Source organism: Mesorhizobium sp. M0870, from assembly GCF_040319775.1.
GTDB lineage: Bacteria > Pseudomonadota > Alphaproteobacteria > Rhizobiales > Rhizobiaceae > Mesorhizobium.
This window is the reverse complement of record NZ_JAMYOI010000011.1, coordinates 1-25,824: the sequence shown is the minus strand read 5'-3', so window position 1 is coordinate 25,824 and position 25,824 is coordinate 1. Positions and strand designations below refer to the sequence as shown.

The window sequence follows — 25,824 nt, the reverse complement described above, 5'->3', positions numbered from 1 at the left end:
GTTCAATCGCCCAATGGCAAACGCGGATCGTCGACTTTCAACGTGTTCACGCTCTGCTTGATGCGGCGCAGATTCTCCAGAACCCTTGGTCCGCGCGTCTCGGCGACCGAGGTGACGATCATGTCGACGATCGACAGCAGCGCATAGCGCGACGATGTCGGCTTGTAGATATTGCCGTCCTCGAGCGACTGGAAATGGATGACCGTGTCGGCGACCTTGGCGAGTGCGGAGTCCGGCGGGGTGATGGCGATCGTGGTGGCGCCATATTGCTGGGCGACCTGCACCGCATCGATGACCGATCGCGCATAGCCGGAGACAGAGAAGGCGATCAGCGTGGTGTCAGGGGTGGCGACGGCGGCGTACATGCGTTGCAACTGTCCGTCGATCTGCGCCAGCACCGACACGCCAAGCCTGAACAGCCGGTTCTGCATTTCGGTCGCCATCATGGACGAAATGCCACCGGAGCCGATGCACAGCACATTACCGGAAACAGCGATGCGTGCGGCGACGGCGACCAGCGTCGTCATGTCGAGGTTTTCGCTGGCGCGCTGGATGGCCGATATCGCCGCTTCGGTGATCGCGGAAGCGATGCGCTGTTCGCGGGCATCGCGGCTCAACGGTTCCGGCGACAGATACTGGCCGCCGATGGCGATGGCCTGCGCCAGATAGAACTTGAAGTCGCGCAGGCCCTCGCAGCCGAGGTTGCGGCAGAACCGCGTCACCGTTGGCTCGCTGACACCGACGCGCGCGGCAATTTCCGAAATCGCCGCCTTGGAAACGAAATCGAGGTCTGCCAGGACGAAGCCGGCCAGCTTGCGATCCGACTTGGTTCCGTCCTGCGACATCAGCTGCAGGCGCGTGATGATGTCGGCCGGCGTCTTCATGCTGCTATTTTCATAGAGGCAGGCCCGTCGCCTTGTCGAACAGATGGATGTTGCCGGGGTCGACAGAGACCGGCAGCAGGTCTCCCGGCCTGACCGGCACCCTGTCGCGGAACACGGCGCGTACCGTATCAGCACCGATAGCGCCATAGACATGTGTTTCGGAGCCGGTGGGCTCGACGACATCCACCCTGATCGCCATCGCATCGACAGCCTCGCCGATGATAAAATGCTCGGGCCGGATGCCAGCCTCCACCGCGCTGTCCGCCGGCACCTGTTTGCCGGCAAGCGCAAGCCGCCCGCCACCGGCCGATTCGAACCAGGTTTTCTGAGCTGCCGCCTTGAGCGAACCGGACACAAAGCTCATCGACGGCGAGCCGAGGAAGGAGGCGACGAACTTGTTGGCCGGCCTGTCATAGAGCTCCAGCGGCGCCCCGACCTGCTGGATCCTGCCGCGGTCCATCACGACGATGCGGTCGGCCATCGTCATGGCCTCGATCTGGTCGTGGGTGACGTAGACGATCGTCGATTTCAGCCGCTGGTGCAGCGCCTTGATCTCGACGCGCATCTGCACGCGCAATTGCGCGTCGAGGTTGGACAGTGGCTCGTCGAACAGGAACACCGACGGTTCGCGCACGATGGCGCGGCCCATGGCGACGCGCTGGCGCTGGCCGCCCGACAGCTGGCGGGGATAGCGGTCGAGATAGGAGAAGAGATTAAGGACGCCGGACGCCTTCTTGACCTTCTCATCGATCACCGTGCGCGTCTCGCCGCGAATCTTCGGGCCAAAGCCGATATTGTCTGATGCCTTCAGATGCGGAAACAGCGCATAGGACTGGAACACCATGGCGATGTTGCGCTGCTGCGGCGGCAGCGCATTGGCGCGCACGCCGCCGATCAACAGGTCGCCGGAGGTGATCGTCTCCAGGCCGGCCAGCATGCGCAGCAAGGTCGACTTGCCGCAGCCGGACGGGCCGACTAGGACGACGAACTCGCCGCTCTTGATATCGAGGCTGATGTTCTCGAGGATCTTGTGCTGCCCAAAGGATTTCGACAGGTCGCGGAACTCGACGTCGGTCATTGTCACGCTCCCAATATGTCGTCGATGAAGGGCAGGCAACCGGCGGTCAGCCCCGCGTCCACGGGCATCACCACGCCTGTTATTCCCGATGCGCGATCGGACGCAAGGAAGGCGACGGCTTCCGCCACTTCCGCGGCGTTGACGATGCGGCCGAGCGGATACAGCCGCTGCAATTTGCCGAGGATTTCGGGATCCTTGGCAAGGCGATGGTCCCAGGCGGCGGTCCGGATCGATCCGGGGCAGACGACATTGGCGCGCAGGCCGCTGCGGCCGAGCTCGACGGCGATCGCCTTGGCATAGGCGTTGATGCCGGCCTTGGCGGCGGCATAGGCGGGATTGCCGAAATGCGCGATGGCGTTGACCGACGAGATGAAGACGATGCTGCCTGAGCCGCGGCCTGCCATCACCTTGACCAGCGGGTCGGCGAAGTTCATCACGCCAGTCAGGTTGAGGTCGAGTTCCTGCTCTATTCTGTCGGGATCGAGTGCTGAAATCGTCTCGGCGCGCGTCCAGCCGGCATTGTTGACGAGAATGTCGGGCACGCCATCCCGGTCGAGGATCGCGGCGACCGCCGTGGCTATCGATGCCTTGTCGAGAAGATCGAAGACGTGGCGGGAGGCAAGGTGCGGACTGTTCAGCGCCTCGCTTGACTGATCGCAACCGACGACCCTGGCGCCTCTTTGCGCCATCAGCGCCACGATGGCCGTACCGAGGCCGCCGCCGGCACCCGTCACCACGACAGTCTTGCCCTCGAACTCGGCCCGGCCTTCGAACTTGGCCCTGCCTTCGAACTCGGCCCTGCCTTCGAACTCGGATTGCGAAACCACCGTGCGTCATCCTCCGGGAGTTCTGACAGATCGTGCAAGGCCTAGGCCCGTAAATGTAATTAAGCAACAAAATAATCCGCTTGCAAGCCTTCAAATCATCGATAATGTAGGAAAGTCACATAATCTTCTGCTCCGGCAACGAAGAGGCGCGCAGGCGCAAAATCAAAATGGGAGAGATCAAATGAGCCTTGCAAAATGGACTGTCGGCCTGATGGCCGGAATGAGCACGCTGGCAATTGCGGCGCAGGCGGATGCGGGCGAGGTGCGGGTCACCGTGGCCGAGTACAGCGCCAAGACTGCTCCCTATTTCGCCGACGTCAAGAAGGAATTCGAGGCGGCGAACCCCGGCATCACCGTCAAGTTCGAAGTGGTGCCGTGGGATGTGCTGCTGCAGAAGCTGACCACCGACATCACCGCCGGCACCAATGCCGATCTGTCGATCATCGGCACGCGCTGGCTGATCGACTTCGTCCAGCAGGATGTCGCCGAGCCGCTCGACGGCTACATCAAACCCGACTTCAAGGACCGCTTCATCGATACCTTCCTGTCGCCCTCGATCATGGACGGCAAGACCTACGGCCTGCCGATCGCGGCCTCGGCGCGCGCCATGTACTACAACAAGGAGCTGTTCGAGAAAGCCGACATCGCCAAGCCGCCGGCAACCTGGACCGAGCTGCAGGACGATGCGCGCAAAATCAAGGCGTTGGGGTCCGGCACGTTCGGCTTCGGCCTGCAGGGCAAGGAGATCGAGACCGACGTCTATTACTATTATGCGATGTGGTCGCAGGGTACCGAAATCCTCAACAAGGACGGCACTTCGGGCCTGAGCACGCCAGGTGCGCTTGAAGCCGCCAAGCTCTACAAGTCGATGATCGACGAAGGCCTGACCGAACCCGGCGTCACCTCCAACAGCCGCGAGGACGTGCAGAACCTGTTCAAGCAGGGCAAGGTCGGAATGATGATCACCGCACCGTTCCTGTCCAACCAGATCAAGGACGAGGCGCCCAACCTGAAATACGGCGTGGCGGCCATTCCCGCCGGACCGACCGGCGCGCGCGGCACTTATGGCGTGACCGATTCCATCATCATGTTCAAGAACTCCAAGAACAAGGACGAAGCCTGGAAGCTGCTCGATTTCCTGTTCACCACGGAGCAGCGCGCCAAGTTCACGCAAGGCGAGGGCTTCCTGCCGGTGAACAAGGAAGAGGCCAAGATGGACTACTACGTCAACAATGCCGATCTGGCGGCGTTCACCGCGCTCCTGCCCGACGCCCGCTTCGCGCCGGTCATTCCGGGCTGGGAAGAAGTTGCCCAGATCACGTCGGACGCCATGCAGAAGATCTATCTCGGCGGCGACCCCGAGGCGGGCTTGAAGGACGCAGCCGCCAAGGCCAACACCGTGCTGAAGAAATAGGGCGTATCTCCCTGCGCCCGTGGCGCGCTCCACTCAGGCGGGGCGCGCCACCCCTTGGTTCCCGGCCCGGTGCGGCGGATCCGAAATTCGCATAAGCAGACCTTCTGATCCAGCGCACCGAGGTTGCAGGCCAGCAGATGCAAAATCGTTTCTTGCCCTATCTCCTGACCTTGCCCAGCCTGTTTCTGGCGGCGGTGGTCATCTTCTGGCCGGTCTGGGACCTGATCCAGATCTCGACGCATGAGGTCAGCCGCTTCGGCCAGCTTCGCGACTTCAACGACTTCGCCAATTTCGCGGCACTCGCTGCCGATCCCGATTTCACGGCCGCGCTCTGGCGCACCGGCCAATGGACGGTGATGGTGGTCGGCGGTGCGCTTCTCTTGTCGATCCCGGTGGCGATGATCCTCAACACCGATTTCTATGGCCGCGGCATCGCCCGCGTCATCATCATGCTGCCCTGGGCGGTGTCGCTGACCATGACCGCGGTGGTCTGGCGCTGGGCGCTGAGCGGCGAAAGCGGCATGCTCAATTCGGCGCTGATCGGCCTCGGGCTCATCGATCACAACATCCAATGGCTGGCGAGCGCCGAGACCGCTTTCCCGATGCAGGTGCTGATCGGTATCCTGGTGACGGTGCCGTTCACGACCACGATCTTTCTCGGCGGGCTGTCGTCGATTCCGGACGATCTCTACGAGGCGGCGGCGCTCGAAGGGGCGACGCCGCTGCAGCAGTTCCGCGAAATCACCTTTCCGCTCCTGAAACCGTTCATCAACATCGCCATCGTGCTCAACACCATCTACGTCTTCAATTCCTTCCCGATCATCTGGGTGATGACGCAGGGCGGCCCGGCCAACTCGACCGATATCCTGGTCACCCATCTCTACAAGCTGGCCTTCCGCATCGGCAAGCTGGGCGAAGCGTCGGCGGTGTCGCTGGTGATGTTCGCCATATTGCTGGTCTTCACCATGATCTATGTGCGGCTGGCGATGCGGGAGCAACGCACATGACGAGCAAGCTGAAGCGCTCCATCATCGCCTGGCTGCTGCTGGCGCCGCTGATCGTGGTGACGCTCTTTCCCTTCGCGGTGATGTTCCTGACCGCGGTCAAGCCGAGGCAGGAAGTGCTGTCGCCGACCTGGTGGCCGAGCGAATTCCGCTGGTCGAATTTTTCCGACATGTGGGTGGCGACCGGCTTCGGCCAGGCGCTGCTCAATTCGCTCTACGTGTCTGTGATCGCCACAGTCGGCGCCATCCTGATCTCGGTTCCGGCGGCCTATGCGATGTCGCGCTTCCGCTTTGCCGGCTACGGCGCCTTGCGCCAGTTCCTGCTGATTTCGCAGATGATCTCGCCGATCGTGCTGGTGCTTGGCCTGTTCCGGCTGATGGCGGCCTGGGGCCTGGTCGAGAGCACGACGGCGCTCGGCTTCATCTACATGGCCTTCAACGTCGCCTTCACGGTGTGGATGCTGCAGAGCTATTTCGACACCATTCCGCGCGATCTCGAGGAGGCGGCCTGGATGGAAGGCGCCGGCCGCTGGCTGACCTTGCGCAAGGTGTTCCTGCCGCTCTGCCTGCCGGCGATCGCGGTGACGGCGATCTTCACCTTCATCAATGCCTGGAACGAATTCGTCGTGGCGCTCACCATGTTGCGCAGCCAGGAAAGCTACACGCTGCCGATCCAGGTGTTCTCGCTGGTCGCCGGCCGCTACACCATCGAATGGCATCACGTCATGGCCGCCACGCTGCTGGCGACCTTGCCGGTGGCCATCCTGTTCATCTGGCTACAGCGTTATCTCGTTCGCGGGCTGGCGCTCGGAGCGGTCAAGTAGCCGCTATCTTTCTACGGAGCTTTCATGCGCATCTTCACCGCCTCGCTGGCGACGGAAACCAACACCTTCTCGCCGGTGCCGACCGATAGGGCCTCGTTCGAGATGGCCTTCTATGCCGGGCCCGGCAAACATCCGGACACGCCGACGCTGTGCTCCTCGCCGATGGTGGCGCTGCGCCGGCGGGCAGCGGCCGAAGGCCTCGATGTCATCGAGGGCACCGCAACCTGGGCGGAGCCGGGCGGCCTGGTGCAGCGGCAGACCTATGAGGTTCTGCGCGACGAGATCCTTGGCCAGCTCGAGGCCGCGCTGCCGGTCGATGCTGTCATCCTCGGCCTGCATGGCGCCATGGTGGCGCAAGGCTATGACGACTGCGAAGGCGACCTGCTCGAACGGGTTCGCGCAATGGTCGGGCCGGAGGTGGTGATCGCAGTGGAACTCGATCCGCACAGCCATCTGACACCGAAGCGCGTGGCGGCCTCCGACATCCTCGCCTACTTCCTCGAATTTCCGCACACCGATTTCTACGAGCGCGGCGAACACGTCGTCGAGCTTGGGCTTGCGGCGGCGAGGGGCGAGATCAAGCCGGTCATTTCGACCTTCGATTGCCGCATGATCCAGGTCCTGCCGACCAGCCGCGAGCCGATGCGCTCTTTCGTCGACCGGATCAAGGCGCTGCACGGCAAGGACGGCGTGCTGTCGGTCTCCGTCATCCACGGCTTCATGGCGGCCGACGTGGCCGAGATGGGCACGCGCATCCTGGTCGTCACCGACAATGACAAGGCCAAGGGCGACGCGCTGGCGGAACGGCTCGGGCGGGAACTCTACGCGCTGCGCGAAAAGACGGCGATGACGATGCTGAGCGCCGCCGACGGCATCGATCGGGCGCTGGCCGTGCGCGCCGAGAATCCGGGCAAGCCGGTGGTCATCGCCGATATCTGGGACAATCCCGGCGGCGGTGTGCCCGGCGACGGCACCTTCGTGCTGCGCCAGATGCTGGCGCGTAGCCTGGACAAATTCGCCGTGGCGACGATCTGGGATCCGATCGCCGTCACCTTCTGCCTGGCGGCCGGCGAGGGCGCGGTCATCAACCTGCGCTTCGGCGGCAAGGCCGGGCCGCAGGCCGGCGAGCCGATCGATGCGCGCGTGCGCGTGCTGAAGGCGGTTCCGGAGGGTTGGCAGAGTTTCGGGCCAAGCCGGGTGACGCTCGGGCCGACGGCGCTGGTCCGCCTCGAAGGCACCGAGGTAGACATCATCCTCAACACCAATCGCACGCAGACCTTCGAGCCGGATATCTTTTCCAACATCGGCGTCGATCCGCTGGCCAAGGACGTGCTGCTGATCAAGTCGACCAACCATTTCTACGCCGGCTTCGAGCCGATCGCCGCCGAGATCATCTATGTCTCGGCGCCAAGTTCATATCCCAGCAATCCGGCGGTGACCGATTACAAGAAGCTGACGCGGCCGGTGTGGCCAAGGATTGCGGATCCGTGGAAGGTGGCTGGGTAATCTCCCCCCTTGCGGGGGAGATGTCGCCGAAGGCGACAGAGGGGGTCGTCGCGCGTGAAGCGCCAACCTTCTTCTGCCGCAGCAGGTCGAGTCCGGTCGAACCGACCCCCAGCGCTACACCAGCCCGCGCTTCACCATCATTGCTTCCGGCGACGGCATCTTGCCGCGAAATGCCGTATAGAGCTCTTCCGGGTCCTTCGAGCCGCCAGCGGCATAGATGTGCTTCCTCAGCCGTTCGGCCAGCGCCGGGTTGAAGGGGTCGCCGGTCTCCTCGAAGGCGGCGAAGGCGTCGGCATCGAGCACCTCCGACCACATGTAGGAGTAATAGCCGGCCGAATAGCCGTCACCGGAAAACACATGGCCGAAATGCGGGGTGCGGTGGCGCATGGCGATGGTGTCAGGCATGTGCAGCTTCGCAAGCGTTTCGGCCTCGAAACGAAGTGGCTCCTGCGGGGCATCAGGCCGTGCATGGTAGGCCATGTCCATCAAGGCGGAGGCGGTGAATTCTACCGTTGCGAAGCCGGCGCCAAACGTGCGCGCGGCCAGCATCTTGTCGAGCAGCGCCTTGGGCATCGGCTTGCCGGTCTTCACATGCAGCGCGTGCTTTTCCAGCACCGCCGGCACGGTCAGCCAATGTTCGTAGAGCTGCGAGGGCAGTTCGACGAAATCGCGGCTGACGGAGGTGCCCGAAACCGAGGGCCAGGTGACGTCGGTCAGCATGCCGTGCAGAGCATGACCGAATTCGTGGAACAGCGTTTTCGCCTCGTCCACCGACAGCAGCGCCGGCTCGCCGGCCGGCGGCTTGGCGAAGTTCATGATGTTGTAGATGACCGGGCTCGCACCGTGGCCGAGCCTGTAGCCGGATTGCAACGCGCTCATCCAGGCGCCAGAGCGCTTTGACGGCCGGGCGAAATAGTCGGCCAGGAACAGGCCGTGCTCGCTGCCATCGGCATTCTTCACCACGAAGACGCGGGCATCCGGATGCCAGGCCGCGATGCCCTTTTTCTCTTCGAAGGTGATGCCGAACAACCGTGTCGCCACATCGAAGCAAGCGTCGATGATGCGGTCGAGCTGCAAATAGGGCTTCAGTTCCGCCTCGTCGAAGGCGAATTTTTCCGCGCGCAGTTTCTCCTGGTAGAAACGCCAGTCCCAGGCAGCGAATTTTTCGTTGCTGCCGGCCTCCGTCGCCAACCGTTGCAATTCGATCTGGTCGCTTGCTGCCTTCTCCAGCGCCTTCTCCCACACCGGATCGAGCAGCGCGTGTACCGCCTTCGGCGTCTTGGCCATGGTGTCATCGAGCTTCAGCGCGGCGAAGGAGGCATAGCCGAGCAGCTTTGCCTTTTCGGCCCGCAGGCGCAGCATGTCGCGCACCACGTTCGTGTTGTCGGTGGTGTCGCCATTCTGCCCGCGCATGGTGAAGGCGCGGAAGGCGATCTCGCGCAGGTCGCGGCGTTCGGAGAAGGTCGAGAACGGCTCATAAATCGAGCGCGACAGAGTGACGGCATAGCGGCCCTTCTGGCCACGCATTTCGGCGGCCTCGGCCATGGAGCTTTTCACGAAATCCGGCAGGCCGGCAAGGTCGGCGTCATCGAGGAACAGCGCCCAGTCGCGCTCGTCGGCCAGCACATTCTGGCCGAAAGCCGTGCCGAGCGAGGACAATTCCTCGCTGATGCGTGCCAGCCGTTTCTTGCCGTCGGCGTCGAGCTTGGCGCCGGAACGGACGAAGCCCTTCCAGGTCTTTTCCAGCACCCGCAGGGTCTCTGCGTCGAGCTTCAGGCTCTCGCGGCGCTGGTAGAGATCGTCGATGCGGGCAAACAGCCGCTCATTCATCGAAATCGCCGAGAAATGCCTGGACATTTTCGGCGAGATGTCGCGCTCCAGCGCCTGGATCGTCTCGTTGGTGTAGGCGCCGGCGCGGCACCAGAAGATCGACGAGACGCGGTCGAGCGCTTCGCCGCCGAGTTCCAGCGCGGCAAGCGTGTTCTCGATGGTCGGCGCATCCTTGCAGCCGGCGATCGCCTCGATCTCGGCCTCGTGCGCCTTCAGCGCCGCGTCGAAGACCGGGGAGAAGTCGCCGTCACCAATGCGCGTGAAATCGGGCAGGCCGAGCGGCCCTTGCCACGCGGTCAGCGGATGGGCGGCGAGGTCGACGGCTTTCGTGGAAGGCATGGACAGTCTTTCGCTGGTGAGGGCAGGCAGGTGGATGGTACCCGATGTAGGGCGCGGCTGGCGGACCCGCAATATGCGGATTTGGCCGATATCGGCCTCAGAAGCCGTCGCAGTTCTCGGCGATCGTGGCTTGCGAACTGGCGGTGATGCGGTTGTCGCTTACCGCGAAGGTTTCGTGCATCAGCATGTCGTTGTTGGGGAAATCGTAGCAGGCGACCACCGTGGTGACGCCGCCTTCGCTTTTCTCGACCCTGTGCCGGATTGCCGCACCGGCAACCGCACCTTTCCACTCGTCGATCGAAGCGATGAATTCCTGCTTGCTTTGCACGATGCCGAGGTCGTCCAGCTTGATGCGGACATCGTCGGCGAGCAGGTCGGACAGTTCGGTGCGGTCGGCGACCAGCAGCGCCGAATACCAGCGGCTGATGAGGGCACGATCATCGGCGCGGGCGGCAATAATCGCTACCAGCAGCGCGGCCGCCGTCAAAACGATCGACCTGATGTTCACCACCTTGCGCGCCGCTGTGTTCATCCCAGCTCCGGCCGTTCGAAATCGCCGGTCTCCTTGTTCATCGTCCAGAGTTCGCCGGTCGAGATATCGAACCAAGCCCCATGCAGCGACAGTCGCCCCTTGCCCTCGAGAATCGAGACGCAAGGAAAGGTTCTGAGGTTGGCGATGGAATAGCGGATCGAGATGCGCTCCAGCGCGGTCTGGCGCTCCGACGCGGTCATGAAGGTGCTGGAGGAGACGGTTTCGGCCGCCGGCGCGATCAGGCTCATCCACTTGCCGATGAAGTCGCCCGGCGAAAGCGGCGCGGAATTGCTGTCGAGCGCGGCACGGATGCCGCCACAGCGGCCATGGCCCATGACGACGATGTTCTTGACCTTGAGGCTCTGCACGGCGAATTCAAGCGCCGCCGAGGTCGAGTGGAACTCGCCGTCGGGAGCATAGGGCGGCACCAGATTACCGACATTGCGCAGCACGAAGAGTTCGCCGGGCCCGGCGTCGAAGATCGCCTCGGGCGCCGAACGCGAATCGCAGCAGGCGACGATCATCGTCTCCGGCGCCTGGCCTTCCCGAGCGAGATCGCGATAGCGCCCGCTCTCTGTGAGATAGCGGCCATTCATGAAATTGCGGTAGCCGGCGAGAAGATGTTCAGGGAGATGGGACATGGGCGGCGTCTGGAGCCTTTCCGGGTTGGATGCGGCAGCTCGTTGCGGTCTAGAGAGGCTCTAGCGGCAAAAGCCGGTCGCGAGCAATGCAGAATTATGAGGGCTGGCTAGAAATGCCATGCATCGAGCGCAACCTTGGCCAACAGCGTTACGCCCAGATGGCGACAGGAATGCCAAAGCTGTCGCGGCGCGGCGGGTCGGGCAGCGGCCGTGCCTCACCGCTGGCGATGCGACCGGCGATCAGCATCATTGCGGCCGCGTCGAGGAAATCATCGGCGGCTGCGCCGCGCGGTGGCGGCTGGTCGAGAAAGCCCGTCTCATAGCCATGCCGGCAAAGCAGAGCCTTGCGTTCCGTCATGCCGGCCGGATTGACGCTGCCCTTGATCTTCTTCGGCAGCTGCATGGCCTGATCGCCGTTCAAGCAGCAGAAAGCGACTTCCGGATGCGATTCGTAGACGCGGCCGCGCAAATCGGGTCGCGCGATCAGCAGGGCGTCGATCTCGCGAATCTTGGCAAAAATGCCGAAGGCCTGGATCGAGACGCCACGCGGCGGGTCGGATGTGGTCATGGCCACCTCGCTTGCCCTGATGTGCGCGGCATACCAGGCTTCGATGGTGGTGAAGCCGTTGGTGTCGGCATAGAGCGCGGCGCGGGAGGGGATCGAGAAGACGCTGGATTGGCGTGCCCCGAGCAGCGGCCGCACCAGCGCTTCGGGGCCGCGACCGCCCTTGCCCGAAAACTCGGGCAGGCCGATCGGCATGTCGACAGCGATGACAGTATCTGTGGGAAGCGATGCGTGCAGGGCGGTGAAGGTTGCAAAGACACCGACCGACGGTGCCATGCCAGAAGCGCGCCGGACGGCGATCCAGCCGGCCTTGCAGCCGTCGACGCCGACAAGCACGGCCTCAGTCGACGTCACGCCCGGCGGCCCCGCCCCGGATGCGTGAGGTGGCGAAGCTGGACCATCGCCATCGGATGCGACAGGCTCTGCGCATCGGTTTCGAGCTGCAGTTCGTCGCCGCCGCGCTTGGCGGTGCGCGCCAGGATCTCGTAGACCGCCGCCGTCGTCGATTGCAGCGCCTTGATCGGCGGCTGGCCGGACAGGATACGTGCCAGATAGACGGCCGCCGTCAGATCGCCCAGGCCATTCGGCGGCTTGTCGATCAGGCGATGTTCGGCGAGCAGCGCCTGGCTGCTATCGAGCAGGAGATTGCCGGTGCCGCCCGTCATCATCGACGGCGCAGAGGTGACCAGCATGGTCAATGGTCCGGCGTGGAGCGCTGCCGCGATCGCCGATTTCAGGTCGGGCAACGCGGCGCCGGCCATCCATTCCAGTTCGTAGCGGTTGGGGGTGGCTATGTCGGCGATCGGCATCAGCCGGTCGCGCATGGCTATGGCGGTTGGCTCGGGCACATAGAGGCCGCCCGAATCACCCATCACGGGATCGCAGATATAGACGGCGCCGGGCGTCCTTGCCTTGACCGCGGCGACCAGCGAGGCGACGGCCTCAGCCTGGCCGGCCTCGCCGAGATAGCCGGACAACACGGCGCCGACTTCACCCAGCCATGGCGCCCGCTCGAGATCGGCCATCAGCGCCTTGAATTGGTCGAGCGGCGGCACGATGCGCGTTGCCCGGCCATGGCCGGGATGCCAGGGCAGGATGACGGTCGGCACCGCCCAGACCGGGAAACCCAGGGTCTCCAGCGCAAAGACGGCGGCACGGTTGCCGACCGAGCCGCGCGCGACATGGCTGGAAATGACGATGACCGCACGCGGCGCGTCGGTTTGTTCGGCGCTCATTGTCGTTTGATTCCTAACTGCCCCGGATGACGTAAAGCACGAGCCAGACCATCAGGCCCAGCGCCAGCAGCAGGCCCAGCGTGCGGCCAAAGCGGGTGCCCCAGACTTCGATCGGATCGGCGCGATCGGCATCGGCCGCGGTAGCGTGATCGTGCATGCCTTTCGCGGCCCGCCCCGCAAACGAGTCGCCGGCCGGATCCGTCTCGTGCGCGATGCGCTCGAGGATACGGCGCGATTCCTTCTCGCTGTCCTGGTGCTCCGCCATGATGATGTCCCGTTTTGCAGGACCTTATCGCGTTCGTACGGCCAATCACAGAGCCTTGCAGCGGCATTGGGCATGCCAGGCGAGGGCTGCCGGCCCGGGCGGTTTTCTTGCGCGCTGATTGTGGTAATGCTTCGCGTGCAACTTCTACCGAGGGACCCCATCATGTTTGCCCAGCGCCTTGCCTCGCCGTCCACGTTCCGCACGCTGCCCGCCTTCCTGATGATGGCGATCGTGCTGCCGCTGCTTGCCGGCTGCGGCTACAACACCATCCCCACAGCGGAAGAAAACGCCAGGGCGGCATGGAGCGAGGTGCTGAACCAGTATCAGCGCCGCGCCGACCTCATCCCCAACCTGGTCGAGACGGTGAAGGGTTATGCCTCGCACGAAAAGGATACGCTCGACGCGGTGGTCGAGGCACGCGCCAAGGCAACGCAGATCACGGTAACACCGGAAACGCTGAAGGATCCCGAAGCCCTCAAGAAGTTTCAGGATGCCCAGGCGGGGCTGACCAGCGCGCTGTCGCGGCTGATCGCGGTCTCGGAGGCCTATCCCGACCTCAAGGCCAATCAGAATTTCCTGGCGCTGCAAGCCCAGCTCGAAGGCACCGAGAACCGCATCGCGGTGTCGCGGCGCGACTACATCCAGGCGGTCAGGGACTACAATCTGACGCTGAGGACCTTTCCCTCGGTGCTGTGGGCGACCTTCTGGTTCCGCGGCAACGAGCCCTTTGCCAATTTCACCGTCGCCGAAGACAAGATGCAGCCGCCGAAGGTCGATTTCGGCACGAAGCAGGGCGGGTGAAGGACGCATGGTGAGCTTGGTCATTGTCGACCTTGTGTTCCTTCACACCCCCCTCTGTCCTGCCGGACATCTCCCCCGCAAGGGGGGAGATCGGCTGCTTTGGCGGATTGGCCAATTTTCAACATCACAGGAAAAGAGCCGTCAGTGAAGACAGCCAATCTCCCCCCTTGCGGGGGAGATGTCCGGCAGGACAGAGGGGGGTGCCAAGAAACGCCAGCCTGACATTCTTGGCTGTCATTCTCAGCTTCCTCTTCCTGCCACTCGCCATCGCCGCCGATCTCCCCGTCCTGACCGGCCGTGTCGTCGACAATGCCGGCATCCTCGATGCCGCGACCAAGGCGGCGCTGACGCGGAAGCTCGCCGACTTCGAGACAAAAGGCTCCGACCAGATCGTCGTCGCGACGATCCCGAGCCTCGACGGCGAGGAGATCGAGCCCTACGCCAACCGGCTGTTCCGCTTCTGGAAACTCGGCCAGGCGAAGGAAAACAACGGCGTGCTCCTGCTGGTCGCCCCGAACGACCGCAAGATGCGCATCGAGGTCGGTTATGGGCTGGAAGGTACGCTGACCGACCTGCATACCAAGCTCATCATCGAAAGCGACATGGTGCCGGCCTTCCGTGCCGGCGATTTCTCCGGCGGTATCAGCAAAGCCGTAGACGACATGATCATGGTGCTGGAAGGAAATCCGGAGGAGCTGGAGGCGCGCGGCGAGCGCAACCAGGAGGCGCCTTTCGAGTCCGACGACCTGTTCTTCACCGTGTTCATCGGCATATGGATAACCATTATGGTCGGCAGTCTTGCTGTCTCCATCTTGCCGCCGATCTTCGGCCAGAAGCTCGGTCCTGGCCGCTACCGCTGGCTCGGCATGACCTTCGAGCCAAGCCGGCGATCCTCCCGTGGTGGCTGGTCGTCGGGAAGTTCCAGCGGCGGCTGGTCTTCGGGGTCAAGCAGCGGTGGAGGCTTTTCCGGCGGCGGCGGTTCGTCCGGCGGCGGCGGCTCGTCGGGAAGCTGGTGATGGCATGACGATACCCAGCATCAGCCTGTCGAAACACGACCGCCTCGCCTCGGCCGTCCTGATTGCCGCGGTCGTGCTGTTCTCCTGCGTCATGGCCTACGCGGCCGACCTGCCGGCGCTGACCGGCCGTGTCGTCGACAATGCCGGCATCATCGATGCCGCGACCAGGGCGGCGCTGACCCAAAAACTCGCCGACTTCGAGACAAAAGGTTCCGATCAGATCGTCGTCGCGACGATCCCCAACCTTGATGGCGAGGAGATCGAGCCCTACGCCAACCGCCTGTTCCGCTTCTGGAAACTTGGCCAGGCGGGCGAGAACAATGGCGTGCTCCTGCTGGTTGCCCCGAACGACCGCAAGATGCGCATCGAGGTCGGTTATGGGCTGGAAGGTACGCTGACCGACCTGCACACCAAGTTGATCATCGAAAACGACATGGCGCCGGCCTTCCGCGCCGGGGACTTCTCCGGCGGTATCAGCAAAGCCGTCGATGACATGGTCATGGTCCTGGAGGGCAATCCCGAAGAACTGGAAGCGCGAGGCAAGCGCAATCCCGCCGATGACGGCACGTCCATCGATCCGATCGTTGCCGTGTTCCTGATCCTGTGGGCGACGATGTTTTTCGGCGGGTTGGCGATGGCGTTCCTGCCGCCGATGTTCGGCACGAAGCTGTCGCCGGGCGTGTACAGATGGCTGGGCATGACGTTTCGTTACGGCCGTGGGCCGAGCGGGTACTCGGGCAGCAGCGGCTGGACAACGGGTTCGTCTTCGGGCGGCTGGTCGTCGGGCAGCTCCGGTGGTGGTTGGTCTTCGGGATCAAGCGGCGGTGGCGGGTTTTCCGGTGGCGGCGGCTCATCGGGTGGTGGCGGTTCTTCAGGAAGCTGGTGAGACATATCATGGCAACACGACCAATCAGCCCGCAGGATCATGAGCGCATCGCAACCGCGATCCGCGCCGCCGAGGAGAAAACCGACGGCGAGATCTACTGCGTCGTGGCCCATGCCAGCGACGGCTATTTCTTCCCGGCCGCCTTCATGGCGACCGTGTGCATGCTGATCGTCAGCCTGGCGGTCGGCTACGGTCTGGAGGCCTGGTGGCTGTCGATCCGGCTGCCGCATTTCGTCCTCGCCCAGCTCCTGGCGCTTGCCTGCGTGCTGGCCTTGTTGTGGGCGCTGCCCGGCCTGCGCATCCATCTGGTGCCGAGGCGGCTGCGCTACCAGGCGGCGCACGCGAACGCGGTCAAGCAGTTCCTTGCCCGCAACGTCCACCGCACCACGGCGCGCACCGGCGTGCTGGTCTTCGTATCGATCGCCGAGCGCTATGCCGAAGTGGTCGCCGATTCGGGCATCGACGCCAAGGTCGGCCAGCATGTCTGGGACGGTGTCGTGCGCGACTTGACCGCGCATGCCGGCGACGACCGGCTTGCCGACGGCTTCGTCAAGGCGATCGAGCAGGTGGGTGCGGTACTGGCCGAGCATTTCCCGGTCACAGTGGGCGACAGCAACGAACTCGACGACCATTTGGTCGAAATCTGAGTCCTTCCAGTGAAGCTTCGAGGGCCCTGTCTTAGGTGGTGACCGCCTGTGAGAAAGCAGCCGGCGGGCCGCCGGGACTCTTGCAATCGGGCGATGCGGGTTTATGGTTAACAAATCATGAATACGCTGACGATCGACATCCGGAAAGCCGACCCGCGCGATGCCAGTGCCATCGCCGAGGTGCATCTGGAGGCCTGGCGCGGCGCCTATTCCGGCATCATTCCGCACCGCACCCTGACATCGATGATCAACCGTCGAGGCGCCGACTGGTGGGCGAATGCGATTCGCCGCGCCGCCACCGTCCTGGTCGTCGAGATCGGCGGCAAGATCGCCGGCTATGCGACGATCGGCAAGAACCGCGCCCGCGAACTGCGCCAGCAAGGCGAAATCTACGAATTGTACCTGCGGCCGGAATATCAGGGCATCGGGCTTGGCAGCCGGCTGTTCGCGGCGGCCAGGGCGCGCCTGGCCGACCATGGGCTGAAAGGCATGGTCGTTTGGGCGCTGGAAGACAACCAGAACGCGCTTGCCTTCTATGCCGGCGCCGGCGGCCGCGATGTAGCCGAAGGCGTCGAGATCTTCGAGCAGAAGGCGCTCAAGAAGGTCGCTTTCGTCTGGGAATGACAGCCCGGCCTTTCGGCCATTGCGTCTCCCGATTTCAGCCAGCACCATTCGCCGCATTGCACCATGGCGCGCCGCCCGCTATCGATCGCCCATCGAGAGAGGGATTTAAGCCATGCGCATCGAAGCCATAGCCAGCGGAAAGAACCCGCCTGAGGACGTCAACGTCATCATCGAGGTGCCGATCGGCGGCGAGCCGATCAAGTATGAGATGGACAAGGAAGCCGGCACGCTGTTCGTCGACCGCTTCCTGCACACCTCGATGCGCTACCCCGGCAACTACGGCTTCGTGCCGCACACGCTGTCGGGCGACGGCGATCCGATCGACGTGCTGGTCTGCAACACGCGCGCCCTGGTGCCGGGCTGCGTCATCAACGTCAGGCCTATCGGCGTGCTGATCATGGAAGACAATGCCGGCCAGGACGAGAAGATCATCGCCGTGCCGTCACCGAAACTGACGCTGCGCTACGAGAACGTCACCGAATACACCCAGCTGCCCGACATCACGCGCCAGCAGGTGCAGCACTTCTTCGAGCACTACAAGGATCTCGAGCCCGGCAAATGGGTCAAGATCGAAGGCTGGCACGATTCCAAATATGCCAAGAAGATGATCGTCGAGGCGATCGAGCGGGCCAAGGCGAGCAAGTAGCTGGGCTTAGGCTCTGCGGAGCATCAACCTCGCAGGGCCTAGGCCTCGCGAGGCCCCTCAACTTCGTCATACCAGGGCGGAGCAGCCGCGAAGCGGCGTCGCGGAGACCCTGGTATCCATGCCGTGACGCTCGGTGAAGTGCGCGGCTAAGCAGAATTCTGCACCGTTGTGGTGTTGTTGGTGTCGCGGCATGGATCCTCGGGTCTGCGCTGCGTCGCTACGCTCCTTGCTGCGCCCGTGGATGACGAAGTCAAAGGCGTTTCGGTCAATCCCGACGTGTGCGACCTGCATGTGGCAGAAGTTCCGTGCTAAGCAACTGATCTAGTTATCCACCCGGCCGAAAGCCGGCACGTTGCCGATGACAGTGCGCCTGTCCTTGCCACAGGCGAAGGTCCGTGCCTTGCCGTCGGCAAGCTTGCGCGCCTGATCGTTGGCGGTGGGATTGCCCGTGGCCAGCACCAGGCCGACGGTGCAGCCGTCGCGGGCTTCCATCTGGCCGACCTTGGCGACGAGCAGCACCTCGGTCGGCTTTTTCTCGTCCTCGGGATTGCTGATCGAGCGGCGATGGATGGCGGCATAGGGCACTGCCGTGTCGCCCTTGGTTTCGATGCGCCATTCGATCTTGGCTCCGGACGAATTGAAGCCGGAAAAGCTTTCCCAGACCGTCGTCATGTCGCCGCCGGGCGGAAAGCCGTAGAACAGCGATTCACGCGCGTCGTCATAGGCGATCAGTACGGGATAGCCGCGATAGCCCGAACAGGCGAGTTCGGCCCAGTCGCCGTCGCCTTCTTCTGCCTGCGCGTAGGTCACGCAGTCCGTTTTCGAATCCAGATCGGTGTAGGCGCTGGAAATGCCGTCGGCTTGCGCCGCCTGACCGAGACCGACCAGAACAAGCGGGATCAGAATGGCACGCATGGCGGTCAATCTCCGTTGCAAGCCGCTGCAGCGTAGCGTCAAACGCTATTTCTTCAAGCTCGCTTCAATCAGCAGGTCGGCATTGCGGGCAACCGCCTGGGCCGGGCCGCCGAGCCCGAACAGCTGGCCGCTGATATAGGCGCCCTCGATCAGCAGCAGCAGGCCGTCGCCGAGCGTGTCAGGGTCTTGCGCGCCCATCGCGGCCGCCATGGCGCGCAGCCGGCGGCGCAGTTCCTGCTTGTTGGCCTCGCTGACCACGCGGGCCGGATGGCTGTGGTCGGGATATTCGACCGCCGCATTGGTCATGCCGCAGCCGCGATAATCCGCCACTTGCGTGCGCTTGCCGATGCGGGTCAGAAAAGCCTTGATCTGTGCGCGCGGCTCGCCGGGATGAGCGGCGACCGCCTCGTCGAAACGCTCCCAATATTCAAGATCGTACTGCCTGAGATAGGAGGCGGCCAGTTCATCCTTGGACGGAAAGCTGCGATAGAGGCTGGGCTTGGTGACGCCGGCACGTTTGACGATCTCGTCGACGCCTATCGCCCTGATGCCGCGCCGGTAGAACAGGTCATAGGCCACATCGAGGATCTTCTTGGCTGCTTTCGGCGGCGCCGACGCATGACCGTCGCTGATGGTCAGATCAATATTTTTGTCCGTTGGCATCGTGTGGCTCGATTGACAATGTTACCGATCGGTACGTATACATACTCCACCTGCAACGTACCGGTCAGTAACATGATAGCTCAATCCCGCCCATTTGGCCAGCGCTACGCTTTCGTCGTGGTCGGCGTCATCTTCCTTAGCCTGCTGGTCGCGGCCGGTCTGCGGTCCGCTCCCTCTGTCATGATGCTGCCGCTGGAGACCAGTTTCGGCTGGCGGCGCGACATCATCTCGCTGGCCGCAGGTGTCGGCATCCTGCTTTACGGCCTGACGGGGCCATTTGCCGCGGCCCTGATGGAGCGCATCGGGCTGCGCCGCACATTGCTGGCCTCGCTGGTGGTGATGTCAGGCTCGACCGCGCTCAGCCTGCTGATGACCAAGCCGTGGCATCTGTTTATCACCTGGGGCGTGTTCTCGGGCATTGGTTCCGGTGCTGTCGCCAGCGTGCTCGGCGCGACCATCGTCAACCGGTGGTTCAAGACCAATCGCGGCCTTGTCATGGGATTGATGTCGGCCTCCAGCGCCTCGGGCATGCTGGTGTTCCTGCCGCTGATCGCCGCGCTGGCGCAGTCGGGCGGCTGGCAGCCGGTTGTCGTTGCGGTCGCGATCGCAACCGCGGCTCTGATACCGCTGGTCTGGCTGCTGGTGCCGGAGCGGCCGGCCTCGATCGGCATGGTGCGCTACGGCGCCGATGCCGACGACCTGCCGCCGGCTCCGCCCGCGTCACAGGGCAATTTCCTCGCGCATACGTTCTCGACGCTGCGCCGCGCCGCCGGCACCCGCGTCTTCTGGTATCTGTTCGCCACCTTCTTCGTCTGCGGCTTCACCACCAACGGGCTGGTCGGCACGCATCTGATCGCGTTCTGTGGCGACATGGGCATCGGCGAGGTGCAGGCCGCCGGCCTGCTGTCGATGATGGGTATCTTCGACCTGATCGGCACGACACTGTCCGGCTGGCTCACCGACCGCTACGACCCGCGCAAGCTGCTCGGCGTCTATTACGGCATTCGCGGCCTGTCGCTGATCTACCTGCCCTATTCCGGCTTCTCGGCGACCAGCCTGATCATCTTCGCCGTGCTCTACGGCCTCGACTGGATCGCCACCGTGCCGCCGACGCTGCGGCTCGCCAATGAGGCGTTCGGCGACCGCAGCGGGCCGATCGTGTTCGGCTGGATCGTCGCCGGACACCAGATCGGTGCGGCGACAGCCGCCGCCTTCGGCGGCACCATGCGCGAGTTGCAGGGCAATTACGAACTGGCGTTCCTGATCGCCGGCATGACGGCAATCGCCGCCGCCTGTATCTCGCTGCTGATCAACACCAGCAAGCCAGCTTTCGAGCCAGAGCCGCAGGCGGCTTGAAGCTCGGCGACGGAGCAAATCTCCCCCTCGAGGGGGAGATGGCCGCGAAGCGGCCAGAGGGGGCGGTCCGACCGGGCTCGGCCTCCTGGTGCAGATGGAGGCTGGCGCTCCATGCGCGGCGACCCTCTCTGTCGCCTTCGGCGACATCTCCCCCTCGAGGGGGGAGATCACCCGCCTGTTGATCGTCAGAAAAACTTCATCATTTCGAGATGTCCCTGAAACATTGACGCTGGATTTTGGTGGCACCGTTCAAGCCATCCAGGAGACAGCCGTGAACAAGCTTTCGATGACCCGCCGCGCTTTCGTCACTTCCGCCGGCGCCGTTGGCCTGGCCGGCGTTTCGGGTCTGGCGCTGCCCTACTATTCGCGCGCCAATCAGCGGCCGGCCTTCACCCATGGCGTCCAGTCCGGCGATGTCGACGCAACCAGCGGCATGGTGTGGACGCGCACCGATCGCCCGTCGCGCGTCATGTTCGAAGTGTCGTCGACGGAGAATTTTGCCAATGCGACGCGCCTGGCGCCTCTCGATACGTCGCCGGCCAGCGATTATACGGTCAAGCGGCTGCTCACCGACCTCGCTTCCGACCAGGACATCTTCTATCGAATGACGGCAGCCGACCTCGCCGACATCAACGCCGTTTCGGAGCCGATCACCGGCCGTTTCAGGACGGCGCCAGCCTCGAAGCGCGACATCCGCTTTGCCTGGTCCGGCGACACCGCCGGCCAGGGCTGGGGCATCGATGAGACCGGCATGAAGACCTACGCCACGATCGGCAAGCACACGCCCGACTTCTTCCTGCATTCGGGCGACACCATCTATGCCGACGGCGCCATGAAGGACGAGGTCGACCTGCCCGGCGGCGGCAAGTGGAAGAACGTCGTGTTGATCGACGGCAAGCGCAAGGTCGCCGAGACGCTGGATGAATACCGGGACCAGTGGAAATACAACATGATGGACGGGAACGTGCTCGGCCTGAGCGCCATCTGCCCGACTTTCTACCAGTGGGACGACCATGAAGTGCTGAACAACTGGTCGGATTCCAAGGATCTCAGCGCCGACAACCGCTACACGGAAAAATCCATCCACGTGCTGGCGGCCCGCGCGGCGCGGGCTTTCCACGAGATGACGACGATCCGCTACGAACCTTCCGAGCCCGGCCGCGTCTATCGCAAGATCGCTTACGGGCCGTTGCTCGACGTGTTCTTCCTCGACATGCGCTCCTATCGCGGCCCCAATGGTCCGGACATGCAGGATGAGATGACGCCGCAATCGCGCATGCTGGGCGAACAGCAGACGAGATGGCTGAAGCGCGAACTGGCGAATTCGAAGGCGACCTGGAAAATCATCGCCGCCGACATGCCGCTCGGCCTCGTCGTCTGGGACGACGGCACCAAGAAGGTTGGCGCCGAAGCGGTCAGCAATGGCGACAATGGCTTGCCAAAAGGGCGCGAGCTCGAGATCGCCGACCTGCTGCGCTTCATAAAGAATGCCGGCATCAGCAACACCGTCTGGCTGACCGCCGACGTGCATTACACGGCCGCGCACTACTACAACCCGGACAAGGCGCAGTTCCAGGAGTTCAATCCGTTCTGGGAATTCGTCTCGGGTCCGATCCATGCCGGCACGTTCGGGCCGAACGATTTCGACATGACGTTCGGTCCGGAGCTGAAGTTCATCAAGGCGCCGACCGCCGAACAGGGACAGAATCTGCCGCCCTCGGCCGGGCTGCAATTCTTCGGGCTGGTCGATATTTCAGGCGCCAGCGAGCAGATGACGGTGCGGCTGATGGATCGCGACGACAATGAACTCTACAAGGTGACGCTCGACCCGGTGCGGTCGGCATAAGCGCGCGCTGATGGAAAGGTGTCGCGCACGTCTAGAGCGCGCGGTGTCTCAGTCCGGGTAGCAGACCATGGGGATATTCGGCCAGACGGCGCTGTCGCAGTTGGCGGCGTCCTGCCGCTGCTTGAAGGCGGCGCTGACCGGGCCGGTCACCATCGGGTCGACGCCGTCGGGCGCGTCGGCGAAAATCTGCTCGGCCGACTGTGCCTCTGATGGCAAGGTAGGCCGTGATTCCTTCATCGTCGCGGCCGACTGCGCGGCGTTGGCCGCCAGCAGGACAGCGAAGGCAACTGAGGCGATGAGCGGCCAAAATCGGTTGAGTTTATCGGTCATGACGTTCGAACTGTCTGGGCCCCGAAGGGTTCCCGCCTTGGTTAACAAAATCATCTCACACGCAGATGCTTAAGATTTGATGAGTATTTGGTGACGCGCCTCCTCTTTCGCAACTGCGAAAAACCCTGTATGAGCCGCGCAACCGAAAGAGGCAGCGCCTTTGGCCTGCTGCCTGCAACGCTTCCGAGACCAGAACATGAAAATCCGTAATATCGCGATCATCGCGCACGTCGACCATGGAAAGACCACCCTGGTCGACCAGCTTTTGAAGCAGTCCGGCTCCTTCCGAGATAATCAGCGCGTCGCCGAGCGCGCCATGGATTCCAACGACCTCGAAAAGGAACGCGGCATCACCATCCTGGCCAAGGCGACTTCGGTCGACTGGAAGGATACCCGCATCAACATCGTCGACACCCCCGGCCACGCCGATTTTGGCGGCGAGGTCGAACGCATCCTGTCGATGGTGGACTCAGCCATCGTGCTGGTCGATGCCGCCGAAGGGCCGATGCCGCAGACCAAGTTCGTCGTCGGCAAGGCGCTCAAGGTCGGCCTGAAGCCGATCGTCGTCATCAACAAGATCGACCGTCCGGACGCCCGTCATGTCGAGGTGGTCAACGAGGTGTTCGACCTTTTCGCCGCGCTCGACGCCACCGACGAGCAGCTCGACTTCCCGATTCTGTACGGTTCAGGCCGCGATGGCTGGGTTTCGGAAAATCCGGAAGGACCGAAAGACCAGCAGCTGGCGCCGCTGTTCGACCTTGTCATCAAGCATGTGCCGGAGCCGACCGTTCATCCCGGCCCGTTCCGCATGATCGGTACCATCCTGGAAGCCAATCCGTTCCTCGGCCGCATCATCACCGGCCGCATCGAGAGCGGCACGCTGAAGGCCAACCAGCCGGTCAAGGTGCTGCACCATGACGGTACCCAGATCGAAACCGGCCGTATTTCCAAGATCCTGGCCTTCCGCGGCCTTGAGCGCCAGCCGATCGAAGAAGCGCAGGCGGGCGACATCGTCGCCATTGCCGGCCTGTCGAAGGGCACCGTCGCCGACACGTTCTGCGACCTGAGCGTGAGCGAACCGCTGCATGCGCAGCCGATCGATCCGCCGACCGTGACCATGTCGTTCCTGGTCAACGACAGTCCGCTGGCCGGCACCGAAGGCGACAAGGTGACCAGCCGCGTCATCCGCGACCGCCTGCTGCGCGAAGCCGAAGGCAATGTCGCGCTGAAGATCGAGGAATCGCCTGACAAGGATTCGTTCTTCGTCTCCGGCCGCGGCGAATTGCAGCTGGCCGTGCTGATCGAGACGATGCGCCGCGAAGGCTTTGAAATCGCCGTGTCGCGTCCGCGCGTCGTCATGCAGAAGGGCGAGAACGGCGAATTGCTGGAGCCGGTCGAAGAAGTCGTCATCGACGTCGATGAGGAGCATGCCGGCGTCGTCGTGCAGAAGATGTCCGAGCGCAAGGCCGAGATGGTCGAACTGCGCCCATCCGGCGGCAACCGCCAGCGCATCGTCTTCCACGCGCCGACCCGTGGCCTGATCGGCTACCAGTCGGAGCTGTTGACCGACACGCGCGGCACCGCCGTGATGAACCGGCTTTTCCATGCCTATGAGCCCTACAAGGGCGAGCTGCCGGGCCGCACCAATGGCGTGCTGATTTCCAACGAACAGGGCGAATCGGTCGCCTACGCCATGTGGAACCTGGAAGATCGCGGCCCGATGGTCATCGATCCGGGCGTCAAGGTGTATCAGGGCATGATCATCGGCATCCATAGCCGCGACAATGATCTTGAAGTGAACGTGCTCAAGGGCAAGAAGCTGACCAACATCCGTGCCGCCGGCAAGGACGAGGCGGTCAAGCTGACCCCGCCGATCCGCATGACGCTGGAACGCGCCCTGGCTTGGATTCAGGACGACGAACTGGTCGAAGTGACGCCGAAGACCATTCGGCTGCGCAAGCTCTATCTCGATCCGAACGAGCGCAAGCGGTTCGAAAAGTCGTCCAAGGTGGTCGGCGCGGCGTAAGCTCTCTATTTTCCAACAACCGAGAGGGGCGGAGCAACCAGTGTTCCGTCCCTTTTTCGTTCATCCACCAGCAGCCGAGATGATGGCCTGCCGATCGGTCTCGCGGGCCAGATCGATGCGGATCGCGATTCCCGCGCGGGCCGGCTTGCGCAGGGCCTTTGCTCCATCCGGGTCAACGATGAGCAGCCGCTTCTCCTCCAGCGCCTGAAGCCGTGATCGCGAGATGCCAAGTTCGCTGGCGAGCAGCCGGTCGAGTCGCAGCGATGTCGGCATTTCGAGCCCAAGCTGGATTTCCAACACGGTCGCGGCTTCCCTGGTGTCGCCGAGCCTGCGCTTGTGGACGCTGACATCGGGGAACTCCTCGACGCGCCCGATCCGGTTGCGCAACGCGATTACATCGAAGGCATGACGATGAGCGAGTGCAGGATCGTTGCTTTCGAGTGCCGCCAGCAGCGCCGGGTCGATGTCGCGGCGGTTGCAGCGCTCGAAAATGCCGAAATTCCAGGAGTTGTCGCAGTCGATGCAGCGATAGATCAGCCACACGTCGATGCGTTTGCCATTGGCGTTGACGCGGAATTTCCCGCTGCTGCAATAGGCCTTCACAGTGCCGCAGCGATTGCAGCTGATGAGCGGCCGAGGTGGGGTTTTGGGTGCGATCGTCCAATGGATACGCAGTGGTCCAGACATGCCGATAAGCCCTTCCCGTCGGGAAGTTCATCAGGCCGGCGATGTCGAGATGCCCATGTGGGCACGGCGTGGCGAGAGGCTGCGGTTTTTGGAAATCGGGTGTCACGGGCAAAAGCCGCGCGACGCGGTTCAGCAGTGCCAAACCGGTCTCGAACCGCCGCCCAGAAGAACACATGGAAACGAAAACAGACACCGCGAACGCGGTGTCATGCCTTGTGTCGGGGGAGTTGGCGAGACCGGCGGTTACGTAGGCAAAGTGAAGCTCGAAATTGTTTCGCGGCGGCCTTTCTAGCCGCGAGATGCTGGAGGTGCAAGGGACCTCGCAAGCCTTGGGTTCCTCGCCCCCACGGGAGTGGGGGAGAGCGACTATCTGGGGTGTCAAGTTGCAATTACGAACTCGTTGCGCGCATCGCGTGCTTTTGCATTGAGGATGACCA

At 63.5% G+C, this 25,824-nt stretch carries 26 protein-coding genes; 13 read left to right on the top strand and 13 right to left on the bottom strand.

Annotated elements, in window-relative coordinates:
- Positions 1-2 precede the first annotated feature (2 nt).
- Genes NKH97_RS15155 through NKH97_RS15145 form a run of 3 tightly spaced genes read right to left on the bottom strand, consistent with a single transcriptional unit; the run spans position 3 to position 2,699 of the window.
- Positions 3-884 carry a MurR/RpiR family transcriptional regulator gene (locus tag NKH97_RS15155; RefSeq protein ID WP_013528979.1) on the bottom strand — a complete coding sequence of 294 codons (882 nt, stop codon included), beginning with the start codon at positions 882-884 and terminating at the stop codon, positions 3-5.
- 10 nt (positions 885-894) lie between these two features.
- The gene (locus tag NKH97_RS15150) at positions 895-1,962 is read right to left on the bottom strand and encodes an ABC transporter ATP-binding protein (RefSeq protein ID WP_352797666.1); all 1,068 of its coding nucleotides are present in this window, start codon (positions 1,960-1,962) and stop codon (positions 895-897) included.
- Positions 1,963-1,964: 2 nt separating this feature from the next.
- Positions 1,965-2,699, bottom strand: a complete 735-nt coding sequence (locus tag NKH97_RS15145; RefSeq protein ID WP_352677061.1) for an SDR family oxidoreductase — start codon at positions 2,697-2,699, stop codon at positions 1,965-1,967.
- 271 nt (positions 2,700-2,970) lie between these two features.
- Between NKH97_RS15145 and NKH97_RS15140 the strand changes: the two genes are divergently transcribed.
- The 4 genes from NKH97_RS15140 to NKH97_RS15125 all read left to right on the top strand — a co-directional run bounded on the left by NKH97_RS15140 (position 2,971) and on the right by NKH97_RS15125 (position 7,537).
- Positions 2,971-4,203, top strand: a complete 1,233-nt coding sequence (locus NKH97_RS15140) for an ABC transporter substrate-binding protein (RefSeq protein WP_352797663.1) — start codon at positions 2,971-2,973, stop codon at positions 4,201-4,203.
- 137 nt (positions 4,204-4,340) lie between these two features.
- Positions 4,341-5,210: a carbohydrate ABC transporter permease gene (locus NKH97_RS15135; RefSeq protein ID WP_023811708.1), complete on the top strand. Its 870-nt coding sequence runs from the start codon at positions 4,341-4,343 to the stop codon at positions 5,208-5,210.
- Positions 5,207-6,031 carry a carbohydrate ABC transporter permease gene (locus tag NKH97_RS15130; RefSeq protein ID WP_013528984.1) on the top strand — a complete coding sequence of 275 codons (825 nt, stop codon included), beginning with the start codon at positions 5,207-5,209 and terminating at the stop codon, positions 6,029-6,031. The genes NKH97_RS15135 and NKH97_RS15130 overlap by 4 nt, the downstream gene beginning before the upstream one ends.
- A 24-nt stretch (positions 6,032-6,055) precedes the next feature.
- A complete protein-coding gene (locus NKH97_RS15125; protein WP_352722568.1) occupies positions 6,056-7,537 on the top strand; it encodes a M81 family metallopeptidase in 1,482 nt (493 codons plus the stop codon).
- A gap of 114 nt (positions 7,538-7,651) precedes the next feature.
- On the opposite strand, the gene NKH97_RS15120 is transcribed toward NKH97_RS15125, so the two are convergent.
- The 6 genes from NKH97_RS15120 to NKH97_RS15095 all read right to left on the bottom strand — a co-directional run bounded on the left by NKH97_RS15120 (position 7,652) and on the right by NKH97_RS15095 (position 12,944).
- Positions 7,652-9,706, bottom strand: a complete 2,055-nt coding sequence (locus NKH97_RS15120) for a M3 family metallopeptidase (RefSeq protein WP_023811710.1) — start codon at positions 9,704-9,706, stop codon at positions 7,652-7,654.
- Between the two features lie 97 nt (positions 9,707-9,803).
- Positions 9,804-10,238 (bottom strand): hypothetical protein, encoded by a 435-nt coding sequence (locus NKH97_RS15115; RefSeq protein ID WP_023811711.1) that lies wholly within the window; start codon positions 10,236-10,238, stop codon positions 9,804-9,806.
- Complete coding sequence (locus NKH97_RS15110) at positions 10,235-10,879, bottom strand: carbonic anhydrase (RefSeq protein WP_027037320.1); 645 nt, start codon at positions 10,877-10,879, stop codon at positions 10,235-10,237. Before NKH97_RS15110 ends, NKH97_RS15115 begins: the two co-directional genes overlap by 4 nt.
- A gap of 148 nt (positions 10,880-11,027) precedes the next feature.
- Positions 11,028-11,798, bottom strand: a complete 771-nt coding sequence (locus tag NKH97_RS15105) for a DUF429 domain-containing protein (RefSeq protein WP_352797657.1) — start codon at positions 11,796-11,798, stop codon at positions 11,028-11,030.
- Positions 11,795-12,679 (bottom strand): pyridoxal kinase PdxY, encoded by an 885-nt coding sequence (gene pdxY, locus NKH97_RS15100; RefSeq protein ID WP_352797653.1) that lies wholly within the window; start codon positions 12,677-12,679, stop codon positions 11,795-11,797. The genes NKH97_RS15105 and pdxY overlap by 4 nt, the downstream gene beginning before the upstream one ends.
- Before the next feature lie 13 nt (positions 12,680-12,692).
- Entirely contained in the window at positions 12,693-12,944 is a 252-nt protein-coding gene (locus NKH97_RS15095) for a hypothetical protein (RefSeq protein WP_352797650.1), read from the bottom strand.
- 162 nt (positions 12,945-13,106) lie between these two features.
- Between NKH97_RS15095 and NKH97_RS15090 the strand changes: the two genes are divergently transcribed.
- From NKH97_RS15090 to ppa, 6 genes are all read left to right on the top strand, one after another.
- The gene (locus tag NKH97_RS15090; RefSeq protein WP_023811716.1) at positions 13,107-13,745 is read left to right on the top strand and encodes a LemA family protein; all 639 of its coding nucleotides are present in this window, start codon (positions 13,107-13,109) and stop codon (positions 13,743-13,745) included.
- Between the two features lie 200 nt (positions 13,746-13,945).
- The gene (locus NKH97_RS15085; RefSeq protein ID WP_352772736.1) at positions 13,946-14,761 is read left to right on the top strand and encodes a TPM domain-containing protein; all 816 of its coding nucleotides are present in this window, start codon (positions 13,946-13,948) and stop codon (positions 14,759-14,761) included.
- A 4-nt stretch (positions 14,762-14,765) separates the two neighbouring features.
- Positions 14,766-15,647 (top strand): TPM domain-containing protein, encoded by an 882-nt coding sequence (locus NKH97_RS15080; RefSeq protein WP_352772738.1) that lies wholly within the window; start codon positions 14,766-14,768, stop codon positions 15,645-15,647.
- 8 nt (positions 15,648-15,655) lie between these two features.
- The gene (locus NKH97_RS15075; protein ID WP_352772741.1) at positions 15,656-16,294 is read left to right on the top strand and encodes a TPM domain-containing protein; all 639 of its coding nucleotides are present in this window, start codon (positions 15,656-15,658) and stop codon (positions 16,292-16,294) included.
- 117 nt (positions 16,295-16,411) lie between these two features.
- The gene (locus NKH97_RS15070) at positions 16,412-16,918 is read left to right on the top strand and encodes a GNAT family N-acetyltransferase (protein ID WP_056586049.1); all 507 of its coding nucleotides are present in this window, start codon (positions 16,412-16,414) and stop codon (positions 16,916-16,918) included.
- Positions 16,919-17,030: 112 nt separating this feature from the next.
- Positions 17,031-17,564, top strand: coding sequence for an inorganic diphosphatase (ppa, locus tag NKH97_RS15065; protein WP_127294141.1), 534 nt, complete (start codon positions 17,031-17,033; stop codon positions 17,562-17,564).
- Positions 17,565-17,885: 321 nt separating this feature from the next.
- On the opposite strand, the gene NKH97_RS15060 is transcribed toward ppa, so the two are convergent.
- On the bottom strand, positions 17,886-18,479 hold the full coding sequence (locus tag NKH97_RS15060; protein ID WP_352772744.1) for a hypothetical protein: 594 nt from the start codon (positions 18,477-18,479) through the stop codon (positions 17,886-17,888).
- A gap of 45 nt (positions 18,480-18,524) precedes the next feature.
- Positions 18,525-19,142, bottom strand: a complete 618-nt coding sequence (locus tag NKH97_RS15055; RefSeq protein WP_023811722.1) for a TetR/AcrR family transcriptional regulator — start codon at positions 19,140-19,142, stop codon at positions 18,525-18,527.
- A 72-nt stretch (positions 19,143-19,214) separates the two neighbouring features.
- Here NKH97_RS15055 and NKH97_RS15050 point away from each other — a divergent pair, with 72 nt between their 5' ends.
- Both NKH97_RS15050 and NKH97_RS15045 read left to right on the top strand, forming a co-directional pair.
- Positions 19,215-20,498, top strand: a complete 1,284-nt coding sequence (locus NKH97_RS15050; protein WP_352772747.1) for an MFS transporter — start codon at positions 19,215-19,217, stop codon at positions 20,496-20,498.
- 286 nt (positions 20,499-20,784) lie between these two features.
- Positions 20,785-22,344, top strand: coding sequence for an alkaline phosphatase D family protein (locus tag NKH97_RS15045; RefSeq protein ID WP_502896750.1), 1,560 nt, complete (start codon positions 20,785-20,787; stop codon positions 22,342-22,344).
- Positions 22,345-22,392: 48 nt separating this feature from the next.
- Here the strand turns inward: NKH97_RS15045 and NKH97_RS15040 are convergent, their stop codons facing one another.
- The gene (locus NKH97_RS15040; RefSeq protein WP_352442147.1) at positions 22,393-22,674 is read right to left on the bottom strand and encodes a hypothetical protein; all 282 of its coding nucleotides are present in this window, start codon (positions 22,672-22,674) and stop codon (positions 22,393-22,395) included.
- Between the two features lie 196 nt (positions 22,675-22,870).
- On the opposite strand from NKH97_RS15040, the gene typA reads away from it, so the two are divergent.
- Positions 22,871-24,700, top strand: a complete 1,830-nt coding sequence (typA, locus tag NKH97_RS15035) for a translational GTPase TypA (RefSeq protein WP_352442148.1) — start codon at positions 22,871-22,873, stop codon at positions 24,698-24,700.
- Positions 24,701-24,760: 60 nt separating this feature from the next.
- Here typA and NKH97_RS15030 read toward each other — a convergent pair whose 3' ends face one another.
- On the bottom strand, positions 24,761-25,387 hold the full coding sequence (locus NKH97_RS15030) for a DUF1062 domain-containing protein (RefSeq protein WP_352442149.1): 627 nt from the start codon (positions 25,385-25,387) through the stop codon (positions 24,761-24,763).
- Between the last annotated feature and the right edge of the window lie 437 nt (positions 25,388-25,824).